Origin of the sequence: Pseudomonas sp. NPDC087817 (assembly GCF_044742875.1) — a bacterium.
Classification (GTDB): domain Bacteria; phylum Pseudomonadota; class Gammaproteobacteria; order Pseudomonadales; family Pseudomonadaceae; genus Aquipseudomonas.
The window spans coordinates 170675-182713 of record NZ_JBIUVJ010000004.1; the positions used below are offsets into that span (position 1 = coordinate 170675).

Sequence of the window (12039 nt, forward strand, 5' to 3'; positions counted from 1 at the left end):
GTAACTGCCTTTGACCTTCACCACTCAACACAATGAGCGTTAGCTCGAGTACTGCCTTTGACCTTCACCACTCAACACAATGAGCGTTAGCTCGAGTACTGCCTTTGACCTTCACCACTCAACACAATGAGCGTTAGCTCGAGTACCGCTCTTGATCTTAAAAGGCCCGTCGGCAGGCTGAGCGGAGGGGTTCATCCGGGGAGGACATCGAAAGGAGGTGCAGCGAAGCAAACCGGAGGCGATGCCCCGGATGAACCCCGGAGCGAAGGAACCCGAGCCACAGCGAGGGCCGGACGTCAGGGTAAAGACCTTTGCTTACTTTGGGGCTTTTGCCAAAGTAAGTCGCCGCCAGGCGAAAGCGTTAAAAAGACAACCGCAAAGCCAAAGCCGCCAACGTCACCAACAACACCGGCACCGTCAGCACAATCCCGACCCTGAAGTAATATCCCCAGCCAATCCGGATCCCCTTACGCTCCAGCACATGCAGCCAAAGCAGAGTCGCCAGACTGCCAATCGGCGTGATCTTCGGCCCCAGATCGCTGCCAATCACGTTGGCATAGATCATCGCCTCCTTGATCACCCCGCTCGCCTGACTGGCATCAATCGACAGCAACCCGATCAGCACCGTCGGCAAATTGTTCATGATCGACGACAACAACGCCGTCAGCACCCCGGTCCCGAGCGCCGCGCCCCACACACCATGCCCGGCAAAAACATCCAGCCACCCCGCCAAATACCCGGTCAGTCCGGCATTGCGCAGGCCATAGACCACCAGATACATGCCCAGCGAGAAAATCACGATCTGCCACGGCGCCTCTTTCATTACCTTGCGCGTGGAAATCTTGTGGCCACGGGCGGCGATACCCAGCAGCAACGCCGCGCACACGGCGGAAATCGCACTGATCGGAATACCCAGCGGCTCCAGCGCAAAACAACCAATCAACAAAATCGCCAACACCGCCCAACCGGCATAAAACGTGGCTTTGTCGTGGATGGCGGTTTCCGGATGTTCGAGCTGTTCAGGGTCGTAATCAGCCGGAATGTCACGGCGAAAAAACCACAGCAGCATGCCCAGCGTCGCCGCAACACTGACGAAGTTAACCGGCACCATCACTGCCGCGTAGCGGTTGAAGCCGATATGAAAGAAATCCGCCGAGACGATGTTGACCAGGTTCGACACCACCAGCGGCAGACTCGCCGTATCAGCGATAAACCCTGCGCCCATGACAAACGCCAGCGTCGCCGCCGGCGAGAACCGCAGTGCCAGCAACATGGAAATAACAATCGGCGTGAGAATCAGCGCCGCGCCGTCATTGGCGAACAGCGCCGAGACCAATGCCCCGAGCAGCACCATAAAGGCAAACAACTTGCGCCCGCTGCCGCGCCCCCATCGCGCTACATGCAGCGCGGCCCAGGCAAAAAAACCGGCCTCGTCGAGCAGCAGGCTGATGATGATCAACGCGACGAAGGTACCAGTGGCGTTCCAGATGATTTGCCAAACCAGCGGGATATCGCTCAGGTGCACCACGCCGAAAATCAGCGCCAGCACGGCGCCCAACGTCGCACTCCAGCCGACGCCGAGGCCTTTGGGTTGCCAGATCACCAGGGTAATGGTCAGGAGGAAAATCAGTGACGCAGCAAGCATCCGCAACAGCCTTAAATTGAAATGGAGTAGTGAAGCCAACACAAAAAACTGTAGGAGTGAGCCTGCTCGCGATAGCGGACTGTCAGTTACCAATCAGTCGACTGATACACCGCTATCGCGAGCAGGCTCACTCCTACATCGTGTTCCGTGTTTGGCTTATTTTTTGTGATGTTCTACGAATTGCCCATAAGCATCGATGAATTTTTGCAGGAAAGGTTTCACTGTCTCGCTCAATTTGCCCGCCTCATCAAACGCCGACCCCGCGCCGCCCAGATACGCTTCAGGCTGCTGCATGCATGGCACATCGAGAAACACAAACGACTGGCGCAAATGCTGGTTGGCGCCAAAACCGCCGATGGCACCCGGCGAAACACTGATCACCGCGCCCGGCTTGCCGCTCCAGACACTCTTGCCATAGGGCCGCGAACCGACGTCGATGGCATTCTTCAACGGTGCAGGCACGGAACGATTGTACTCGGGGGTTACAAACAGCACCGCGTCGGATGAACCCACTTTTTGCCGAAAAGTGCTGTAGGCTGCCGGCGGTGAATCGCCGTCGATGTCTTCGTTATAGAGTGGCAGATCGCCAATTTCGACAATCTCAAGCTTGAGGTTCGAGGGGGCCAGCTCGGCCAGTGCCAGAGCGACCTTGCGATTGATCGAAGCTTTGCGCAGGCTACCGACCACTACAGCGACGTTGTAGACATTGCTCATGGAAGACTCTCGATGGTCCGTGGGAGGAGCCACTAGTTATAGATGATTCGGTGACGATTCCACCAGCAGGCAAGGGAAATTCCCGCGTGCTGATTATTTTTTTCCTGTAGGAAAACTTACAGGCCTTGATGACGGTCTACCAAGCCGCAAATCAAGCGTTTTATCTCCAGAGGTTCTAAGCAGATGGCAGCAGTACTCGTCGGTCAGTTCCATGCAAGAGATGCGGAAGGCCGCGTTTATTCCGTGCATGAATTCCAGGAATCCAACCCGTCGGCAGACGGTTCCACTGGCTCGGAGCCTATTTACAAACTGGCCATTGGCGATCGCGTCAACAAGGTCAGCGACAACGAGTTTTTGCTGGTTCAGTCAGGCATTACTCTGGTTCGCGAACCTGAGCCAACCATCGCTTCATAACCCGGCGTTATGAGCTGAAGTCATATACGCAGACTTGGGGTAGGATTCAGCCACTGCCCCCACCTGCTGAACATGGACTTCACGCATGCGTTTACGTCATATCGAAGTGATTCAGGCGCTCTTGCAGACCGGTCACCTGGGCACCGCCGCCGAATGGCTGCAATTGCCAGTGGCCGAAGTCGAAGAGCGTTTGCGCGAAGCCGAAAGTCAGTTGGGGTTCATGCTGTTCGCCAGCGTTCGCGGACGCTTGCAGGCGACCCCCGAGGCACGGACGCTACAGGTCGAAATCGCTCATGTCTATGAGGCGCTGGAGCCGGTGCAACGGCTGGCCGGCAGCCTCAAGCAATACCTCGCCCCGCCCGTCCGCATCATCGGCACCCCGCCGCTGGCTCAGCAATTGCTCCCGCAAAGTCTGGCCGCCCTGCGCCGACGCTTGCCCGACGCACCTTGCAGCCTGATCAGCGCAGCGACTCGCGACATAGTCCGCAGCCTGTTGTTGCGCGAGAGCGATCTGGGGCTGAGCCTGCACGATCCTGAACATCCCGACATCAATTGCCAGCCACTGGCCCAGGGCAAGCTGCAATTGCTCGCGCCCCACGGCTGGCTGCAACCGAAGCAGAAATACATTTCCCTGCAGGACCTGGCCGGGCAAGCGATGGTCGGCCTCGAAGGCCAGGACCCACTGAGCCCGGCGCTGGAAAACAAACTCCAGGCCCTGCGCCCGGCACCGAGCATCCAGACCCGGGTGCAAACCCACCAGATGATGCGCAGCATGGTCGAGGCCGGCGAAGGCCTGGCCATCGTCGACCCATTCACGGCCCTTGGCGCCCGCAGCGCAGGCCTCGATGTGTGCCCGTTGTCACCGGCCGTGCCGATCAGTGTCTACGCGCTGACCTTCAAACACGCACCCACCCCCGCAGCCATTCACACCCTGTTGGCGATCCTCACGGAACAAGCCGAGGCGATGCTGTCGAGTTGACCGCGTGTTCCAGCGGATTATCGAACAATCGATACCAGAACAGCGCCACTTCGGCGGTATTCGGGTCGATGCCGCGATAACGTAACTGGTCAATACCGCCGATCACGTAGCCACACCGTTCATACAACCGGCAGGCTCCGAGGTTATTGTTCTGGGTTTCCAGCATGATCCCCGGCAACTTCTTCTTGCGGCTCCAGAACTGTGCGACATCGAGCAACGCCTTGGCCACACCGTGACGACGTGCCGGCGCGTGCACGGCCAGTTCATCGATATGGGCAAAGCCGTTCCAGTTGGTGCTGATCACCAGATGGCCGACCGGCTCGTCATCGAGGTAAGCCATGAAAATCGCGCTGTCGGCGGCTTTATGGAAACTGCTGAATTCCTCGGGATCGATGCCGTAGCACTTGCGGTACGGCACGATCGGCGTCACCAGCCATTGCTCGACTGGCTTGCCGATCACCGCGGCACCATAAGCGCTGACTTCAAAACTGAAGTCGCTGCCCCAGATATAAGGCGCAAAACCTTCATCGGCGACCCGCACCGACAGCCCTGGGTATTTCGGATTCATGACCGGTTGCATACTGGGAAAAGTCCTCATTCCTTTACGCAATCGACGGTGTAGTGCCGTCCATTGCCTTCATCTTCATGTTGCAGTCCATGCACATCGGCGACAAAACCGGGAAAGCTGCTATCGAACGTGCGGGCAAATTTCAGGTAATCAATGATCGAGCGGGTCGATTCGGTAAAGCGCTCGCCGGGCATGATCAACGGGATGCCCGGCGGGTACGGCACCAGCATTACCGCAGCAACCCGGCCTTCCAGCTCATCGATCGGCACCGCCTCGACTTCACCGCGCACCAGATGATCGTAGGCGTAAGCCGGTTTCATGGCGATTTCCGGCAGCACCGTGTACATGCGCTTGAGATGTTTGGCGGTGGCATTGCTGCGATAGCAGGCGTGCAATTGATCGCACAGATCACGCAGGCCCATGCCGCGATAGCGCGCGGTGTCTTGCTGTGCGACACACGGCAGGCATGTGGCCAGACTGACGTTGGCGTCGTAACTGCGTTTGAATTCCAGCAACTCGGTAAGCAGCGTGCTCCATTTACCTTTGGTAATGCCCATGGAGAACAGCACCAGAAACGAATACAGCCCGGTCTTCTCCACCACCAGCCCGCGCTCCCAGAGGAACTTGCTGACCACGGCGGCGGGGATGCCCTTCTCGCTCAACGCGCCGCCGGCATTAAGGCCCGGCATCACCAACGTGACCTTGATCGGATCGAGCAAGACGTAATCGTCACTGACTTCGCCGAAACCGTGCCATTCGGCGTCCGGCTGCAGCAGCCAGTCCGCGGTTTGCACGCGGTCGATGCCTTCGACTCCCGGCGGCTGCCAGATCGAAAACCACCAGTCATCGGCCGCGATGTGCTGCCGCAGATTGGCCAGCGCACGGCGAAAACTCAGGGCTTCGTCAAAGGTTTCCTGCAACAGAGAGCGCCCGGCCGGGCCTTCCATCATCGCCGAAGCGACATCCAGCGAGGCGATGATGCTGTACTGCGGCGACGTCGAGATATGCATCATGAACGCTTCGTTGAAACGATCCCGATCCAGTTGCCGCGCGCCGCCGTCCTGCACATGGATCATCGACGCCTGACTGAACGCGGCGAGCAGTTTGTGCGTGGAATGGGTGGTGAACACCAGCGGACTGTCTTCGCTGCGCGAGGTGGCCATGCCGTAGCGCCCGGCGAAAAACTCGTGAAACGCCGCGTAGGCGTACCAGGCTTCGTCGAAGTGCAGCACCTCGACACTGTTGCCGAGGTGCTGCTTGATCAGCTCGGCGTTATAGCAGAGCCCGTCGTAGGTCGAATTGGTCACTACCGCAAGCTTCACTTTCGGTGCGCGGCCCTTGGTCAACGGGCTGGCATCGATCTTGGCCTGGATCGATTCGCGGCTGAACTCACTGAGCGGAATCGGGCCGATGATCCCCAGCTCATTACGCTCCGGGCACAGGTACAACGGGATCGCGCCAGTCATGATGATCGCGTGCAACACCGATTTGTGGCAGTTGCGATCGACCAGCACCAGATCGTCGCGCGCAACCATCGAGTGCCAGACGATCTTGTTGGCGGTCGAGGTGCCATTGATCACGAAAAAGGTGTGATCGGCGCCGAAATTGCGCGCCGCCCTTGCCTCAGCTTCAGCAAGCGGGCCGGTGTGATCGAGCAGCGAACCCAGTTCCGGCACCGAGACCGACAAGTCCGAACGCAGCGTGTTTTCACCAAAGAACTGATGGAACGCCTGCCCCACCGGACTCTTGTGATACGCCACGCCGCCGCCATGACCGGGGGTGTGCCAGGAATAATTGGAATCGGCGGTGTGCTGCACCAGCGCTTTGAAAAACGGTGGCAGCAGGCCGTCCAGGTACTTGCGCGCCGCCCGCGCCACTTGCCGGGCGAGGAACGGTACGGTGTCTTCGAACAGATAAAGAATGCCGCGCAGTTGATTGAGTTCGGCCATGGCATCGGCCGGGGCGTTCTCCAGAGTCACCTGTTCGCCCAAGGCAAAGATCGGCAGATCCGGTGCGCGCACCCGCGCCAGGCCGATCAGTTCGGCCATGTTCTGCAACAGATGCGAATTCGTGCTGGCGTCCTCGGCGGCAATCAGCATGCACGCGAGGCCATGATGGGTCGAAGCCACCAGACGCCCTTCGGCGTAATCGGTGGCCGAAACGATACTGAAACCTTCCTGCTCCAACTCCCGGGCGATGCCACGGATACGGTCACCGGCGACCGTGTCGGCCTTGATGTCGCGATGGACGATCAACACCGGAAACTTCAAATCTTTGTACATGGGGCTCAGTGTCCTGAGGCGGCGGTTTCGGATCCGCCAATGCACTCAGGGTAGAGGGTTGCAGCGAAAGGCGCGAGGGTGGCCACTTGGCTTCATGCGCCGGCGTACTGCTTTTGTGGCGAGGGCGCTTGCTCCCGCTGGGGCGCGAAGCATCCCCTTCGCACTCTTTCAGACAAAACGGGTGTACAGGTTTTGCGACTGCTTCGCAGCCGAGCGGGAGCAAGCTCCCTCGCCACAGAAGATCTCTCAGGCTTGGGCGTCAGCCTCGGCAATCTGAGTCCACAGCGCCGGGCCACCGGCAGACTTGGCGATTATTTCCAGGCGCACCTGATGCGCCGCCAGCTCTTCTTCTGTGGCACGAATGATCCGGCTTGGCCGACGATCAGCCGGCAAACGACGGATTTCGGTAGCGGAGTTGTCCGCGCCCTCGCCCGAACCATTACCGTCCGACGCGTTGCCGGCCAGCGACAGGCTGGTCTGGCCACCCGTCATGGTCAGGTAAACGTCGGCGAGAATCTCCGAGTCGAGCAAAGCGCCGTGCAGTTCACGGCCGGAGTTGTCGACGCCATAACGTTTGCACAACGCATCGAGGCTGTTGCGCTGCCCCGGGTGACGTTCCCGGGCCATCATCAGGGTGTCGAGGATCGAGCAATGCTGCGTGATGTCGGCGCGATCGTGCTGACCCATCAAGGCGAATTCGTTGTTGATGAAGCCAACGTCGAACGCCGCGTTATGGATGATCAGCTGTGCGCCCTTGATGAACTCGAAGAACTCATCGGCGACTTCGGCAAAACGTGGCTTGCCGACCAGGAATTCGTTGGTAATGCCGTGGACGCCGATGGCGCCTTCATCACTCTCGCGATCCGGTTGCAGATAAACGTGAAAATGCCGGCCCGTCAGGCGCCGACCGATCAGTTCGACACAACCGATTTCGATAATCCGGTGACCATCGGTCACCGGCATGCCGGTGGTTTCGGTATCGAGTACAACGGATCTGGTGGCCATCAGTGCTCAGCTCTCAACGGGGCAATCGTGCAAAAACGCGGATGTTAACACGCCCGCAGGGTGAGTCGCGCACCGCCAGGTGATCGGCGCTCATGCAGTTTTTAACAATCATTAGCAATGTTCATAAAGTCTGCCGGGAATCGACTTGTTAGCGTGCGCGGCTTGTTTCCCACGGATTTGAACGCGTCATGAAGACTGCACAGGTTTTATTGCTGGGCGGCTGTTTGCTGATTGCGCAAGCGCATGCCACCAGTTTCGTCATCAGCACCGACATCACCATGAGCCTGATTCTCAGCTCCAGCAAAGGCACCAGCGGATCGTTCAAGGACGAGAAGATTGTGCTGGCGGCGAAAGATGATGCGGCGGCGTTTGTGGGGAGTGGCGGGGAGATTCGCGGGGCGCGGATGGAGGCGGCGTTTTTGCGGATCAGGGAGGTGCTGAAGGATTCGGAATACACCGACCAGCAACTGGCCGAGGCTATTTTGATTCTGTGAGTCCGCGTTATCGTTCTTCGCGATCAGGCTCGCTCCCACATTGGATCTGTGTCGTGCACAAAGCCCCTGTGGCAGCGGGCTTGCTCGAGAATGGCCGCACCGCAGTACGTCAGGAACGACTCAGGTCTGCTTGTAACCGCGAACTTCATCTACGCCACGATTGGCGAGTTGGTCAGCCCGCTCGTTACCGTGATGCCCAATGTGCCCACGCACCCATTTCCAGGTGACCTTGTGGCGGTTGACCTGCTCATCCAGCTCCTTCCACAGGTCAGCATTTTTTACCGGTTCTTTCGCAGCGGTTTTCCAGCCGCGCTTTTTCCAGTTGGCCATCCACTCGTTGATGCCCTTCATCACGTACTGTGAGTCGGTCACCAGCAGCACTTCGCACGGGCGCTTGAGCGCTTCGAGGCCACGGATGGCGCCGAGCAACTCCATACGGTTGTTGGTGGTGTTGGCCTCGCCGCCCCACAGTTCCTTTTCGACGCCCTTGCACACCAGCAAGGCGCCCCAGCCGCCCGGGCCGGGGTTGCCCTTGCAGGCGCCATCGGTGAACAGTTCTACGGTGTCGACGCTTTCAACGCTTTCGCTCATGCCACTCTATCCAGAATAAATGTTTGCCTCACCGATCACGGATCGACGATAGCCCGGGCCGGGACACACCCGGCCACAAATAAAAGAAGGTTTACGGTTCGATACGGCGACGGTTGACCTTGGCCATCGGCAGCGGAATCAGCTTGCCCATCGGCTCGCGACGTTCCTGACGCAGCGGCCGCAGCCCGACCACGATCTTGCGCGCGACCAATAAATAGAAGCCGCCACCCGACAATTGCCAGTCACCGGCCTTGCGCTCCCAGCCGGCCAGACGGGCCTGCCACTTGGGCGACGCGAGCGGCGGACGATAGCACCCGAAGCGGCGTTTCTCCAGCGCAAAGCCCAGCAGATTGAGCCAGTCGGCGACCCGCGATGGCGAGATGCAACGGGCCTGACGCAAGGCATCGTGGGCGAATACGTGACGCAGGCCCCAAGTGCTCCAGGGGTTGATGCCGATGATCAGCAGATGCCCGCCGGGGCGCACGCTGCTCGCCGCTTCACGCAGCAAACCGTGGGGCGACAGACAGAAATCCAGACCGTGCTGCATTACTACGACATCGGCAGCATGTTCGCTGAGCGGCCAGGCCTGCTCTTCGCAGACGATTTCGACACCGGGCAACGGCGCACCGAGGCGCACATTACGCTGCACTTGCGGCGCTGCCGGCGGGGTTTCGGCGGATGGCCCGTAATGCACCAGATAACCACCAAAGAACCGGCCCAGCTCGTCTTCGAGCATGCGCCGCTCTTCATCGAGCAGAAACTGCCCGAGCGGGCCCGACAGCCATTCGCGGGCGGCGCTGATCAACGCCAGCCAGTCGGGATCGGCCTGAGCGAACGCTTTATCGGTCATGTCATTCTCCAACGCGCCAGGAACTACTAAGATGCGCCAATGTTTTCCGCTTGGCGAATTCCGACGATGATACAGATCAGTGCCCTGCCCGCGTTCACCGACAACTACATCTGGTTGTTACAGGATCACCGCAGCCAACGCTGCGCGGTGGTCGATCCGGGCGATGCCGCGCCCGTCCAGGCCTGGCTCGCCGCCCATCCGGGCTGGGTGCTGAGCGACATTCTGATCACCCACCATCACCATGACCATGTCGGTGGCGTCGAACGCTTGAAAGCGGCGACCGGTGCGAAAGTTTACGGCCCGGCCAGCGAAAACATCCCGGCGCGGGACGTGGCCCTCAAAGACAATGACAACATCAGCGTGCTCGGCTGGGACTTCGATGTCTATGCGGTGCCCGGTCACACCTTGGGACACATTGCCTATTATCACCACGGCCTGCTGTTCTGCGGTGACACCCTGTTTGCAGCCGGTTGCGGCCGCTTGTTCGAAGGCACGCCGGAGCAAATGCACCACTCGCTCAGCCGCCTTGCCGCTTTACCGGAAGACACGCTGGTCTATTGCACGCACGAATACACCCTGAGCAATCTCAAGTTCGCCGCTGCGGTCGAACCGACCAACCCGGACATTGCCGCCCGTCTGGAAAAAGTCACCCAGCAACGGCAGAACGGCGTCATGTCCCTGCCCTCGACCCTTGCCCTGGAAAAGCTCACCAATCCGTTTTTGCGCACCTCTGAAACATTAGTTACACAAAAAGTGGACGAACGGACAGGCGCTCAAAACCGGGCGCCGAGTGAGGTTTTTGCGGCCCTGCGGGCATGGAAAGATAAGTTCTAAGTGACTCACGGCTTGGTACAAAAATTCTGAATGGTTGACCGCAAGGGGTGCGCTTTCTAGAATCGCCCGACATTTTTGCCCGGAACTTACTTCCAGCCAATGTCGTCATCCATACGTAAGTCCGTCAATTCAGACGCATTGACCCGCCTGGCGCAAGCCATTGCGGTGGCTGTGTCCGCCACGCTGGCGGGCTGTTCCAGCCATGCTCCGCAGACTGAAGCGACGCATACGCCGAATATCGCTGCGCGAGCCAAGCAGAAGCCGATCTGGCTGAGCGAGAAGCCCAGCCCACAGGTTCCCCAGGACATCTGGGAGCGCATGCGCCAAGGCTTCCAGTTGCAGGAAGGCCTGGGCGTAAACCCGCGCATCGAGCAACAGCGCCTGTGGTTCGCCAGTAATCCCTCTTTCCTCGAGAATGCCGGCGAACGCGGCAGTCTCTACATCCACTACATCGTCGAACGCCTCGAAGAACGCAACATGCCGCTGGAACTGGCCCTGCTGCCAGTGATTGAAAGCGCCTACAACCCGATGGCCTATTCCCGCGCCGATGCGGTGGGCCTGTGGCAATTCATTCCTTCCACCGGGCGTTACTTCAACCTGCGCCAGACCCGTTTCTATGATGGCCGTCGCGATATCACCGCCTCGACCACCGCGGCGATGGATTACCTGACCCGTCTGCACGACATGTTCAACGGCGACTGGCTGCTGGCCCTGGCGGCGTACAACGCCGGCGAAGGCACGGTCAGCCGCGCCATCGAACGTAACGAGAAGCTTGGCCTGCCAACCGATTACTGGAACCTGCCGCTGCCGGCGGAAACCCAGGCGTACGTGCCGAAGCTGCTGGCCCTGTCGCAAGTGGTACTGGCACCGGAAGCCTACGGGGTCAACCTCAACCCGATCGCCAACGAACCGTACTTCCAGGTCGTCGAGATCAACCAGCGCATGGACCTGTCCAAGGTTGCTGCCGTTGCCAACATCGACGAAGACGAACTGTTCCAGCTCAATCCGGCGTTCAAGCAGCGCACCACCATCGACGGCCCTCAGCATCTGCTGGTACCAACGTCGAAGGCGCAATTGCTGACGGCCAGTCTGCAAACCATGCGTCCGGAAGAGCTGATCAGCCCGCGTTCACTGAAACCGGTGTTCGAAGGCGCCGATCCATCAGAAGTGGCGCAACTCAAGCGTGCCTATCGCGTGAAACGTGGCGACAACCTCGGTTCCATCGCCAAGGCCAACAAGGTCGAAGTCAAGGATCTGCAGCGCTGGAACAAGCTGACCGGCAAGAACCTCAAGGTCGGCCAGACCCTCGTCATGCAGGACACCACCAAGCGCGCTCCGGCGCGCAAGTCCGGCCGGGTCAACACGGTAATTGCGGCCAACAGCAAAAGCAAAGGCAATGACGACAGCCAGCAGCAGACCCAATACAAGGTCAAACGCGGCGACACGCTGTACGTGGTCGCCAAGCGTTTCAACGTTGAGATGCAACATCTCAAGCGCTGGAATCCGGGTGCGGGCAAGGCGTTGAAACCGGGGCAGATGCTTACGGTTTATCAGTCGCGTTGATAAAAGAGCCCCTGAAATTTCAGGGGCTTTTTTATTGCCGATTGTTTTGTGCCAGGCGGAACCCTGTGGCGAGGGGATTTATCCCCGATGGACTGCGCAG

12 protein-coding genes are annotated in these 12039 nt (G+C 59.4%); 5 read left to right on the forward strand and 7 right to left on the reverse strand.

The features are described from left to right. Nucleotides 1-361: 361 nt before the first annotated feature. Both ACIONG_RS05895 and ACIONG_RS05900 read right to left on the reverse strand, forming a co-directional pair. Nucleotides 362-1645, reverse strand: coding sequence for an arsenic transporter (locus ACIONG_RS05895; RefSeq protein WP_401297379.1), 1284 nt, complete (start codon nucleotides 1643-1645; stop codon nucleotides 362-364). A 156-nt stretch (nucleotides 1646-1801) separates the two neighbouring features. Beyond that, the gene (locus tag ACIONG_RS05900; RefSeq protein ID WP_103303511.1) at nucleotides 1802-2359 is read right to left on the reverse strand and encodes an NADPH-dependent FMN reductase; all 558 of its coding nucleotides are present in this window, start codon (nucleotides 2357-2359) and stop codon (nucleotides 1802-1804) included. A 183-nt stretch (nucleotides 2360-2542) separates the two neighbouring features. On the opposite strand from ACIONG_RS05900, the gene ACIONG_RS05905 reads away from it, so the two are divergent. After that, nucleotides 2543-2773: a hypothetical protein gene (locus tag ACIONG_RS05905; RefSeq protein ID WP_103303510.1), complete on the forward strand. Its 231-nt coding sequence runs from the start codon at nucleotides 2543-2545 to the stop codon at nucleotides 2771-2773. Nucleotides 2774-2858: 85 nt separating this feature from the next. Next, a complete protein-coding gene (locus ACIONG_RS05910; protein ID WP_401297382.1) occupies nucleotides 2859-3752 on the forward strand; it encodes a LysR family transcriptional regulator in 894 nt (297 codons plus the stop codon). Here the strand turns inward: ACIONG_RS05910 and ACIONG_RS05915 are convergent. From ACIONG_RS05915 to dnaQ, 3 genes are all read right to left on the reverse strand, one after another. Continuing rightward, nucleotides 3718-4332: a GNAT family N-acetyltransferase gene (locus ACIONG_RS05915; protein ID WP_103303508.1), complete on the reverse strand. Its 615-nt coding sequence runs from the start codon at nucleotides 4330-4332 to the stop codon at nucleotides 3718-3720. The two genes, ACIONG_RS05910 and ACIONG_RS05915, sit on opposite strands and share 35 nt — an antisense overlap. Before the next feature lie 14 nt (nucleotides 4333-4346). Then, nucleotides 4347-6602, reverse strand: coding sequence for an Orn/Lys/Arg decarboxylase N-terminal domain-containing protein (locus ACIONG_RS05920; protein WP_213028406.1), 2256 nt, complete (start codon nucleotides 6600-6602; stop codon nucleotides 4347-4349). 246 nt (nucleotides 6603-6848) lie between these two features. Further along, nucleotides 6849-7607 (reverse strand): DNA polymerase III subunit epsilon, encoded by a 759-nt coding sequence (gene dnaQ, locus ACIONG_RS05925; protein WP_103303506.1) that lies wholly within the window; start codon nucleotides 7605-7607, stop codon nucleotides 6849-6851. A gap of 188 nt (nucleotides 7608-7795) precedes the next feature. Here dnaQ and ACIONG_RS05930 point away from each other — a divergent pair, with 188 nt between their 5' ends. Next, the gene (locus ACIONG_RS05930) at nucleotides 7796-8101 is read left to right on the forward strand and encodes a DUF2388 domain-containing protein (protein WP_213028405.1); all 306 of its coding nucleotides are present in this window, start codon (nucleotides 7796-7798) and stop codon (nucleotides 8099-8101) included. Between the two features lie 120 nt (nucleotides 8102-8221). Here the strand turns inward: ACIONG_RS05930 and rnhA are convergent, their stop codons facing one another. After that, complete coding sequence (gene rnhA, locus ACIONG_RS05935; protein WP_064390484.1) at nucleotides 8222-8692, reverse strand: ribonuclease HI; 471 nt, start codon at nucleotides 8690-8692, stop codon at nucleotides 8222-8224. Between the two features lie 91 nt (nucleotides 8693-8783). Then, entirely contained in the window at nucleotides 8784-9542 is a 759-nt protein-coding gene (locus ACIONG_RS05940) for a class I SAM-dependent methyltransferase (RefSeq protein WP_103303504.1), read from the reverse strand. Between the two features lie 66 nt (nucleotides 9543-9608). Here ACIONG_RS05940 and gloB point away from each other — a divergent pair, with 66 nt between their 5' ends. Together gloB and ACIONG_RS05950 are read left to right on the forward strand one after the other, a co-directional pair. Continuing rightward, nucleotides 9609-10376 (forward strand): hydroxyacylglutathione hydrolase, encoded by a 768-nt coding sequence (gene gloB, locus ACIONG_RS05945; protein ID WP_401297386.1) that lies wholly within the window; start codon nucleotides 9609-9611, stop codon nucleotides 10374-10376. Between the two features lie 99 nt (nucleotides 10377-10475). Next, entirely contained in the window at nucleotides 10476-11939 is a 1464-nt protein-coding gene (locus ACIONG_RS05950; protein ID WP_103303503.1) for a transglycosylase SLT domain-containing protein, read from the forward strand. The last annotated feature ends 100 nt before the right edge of the window (nucleotides 11940-12039 follow it).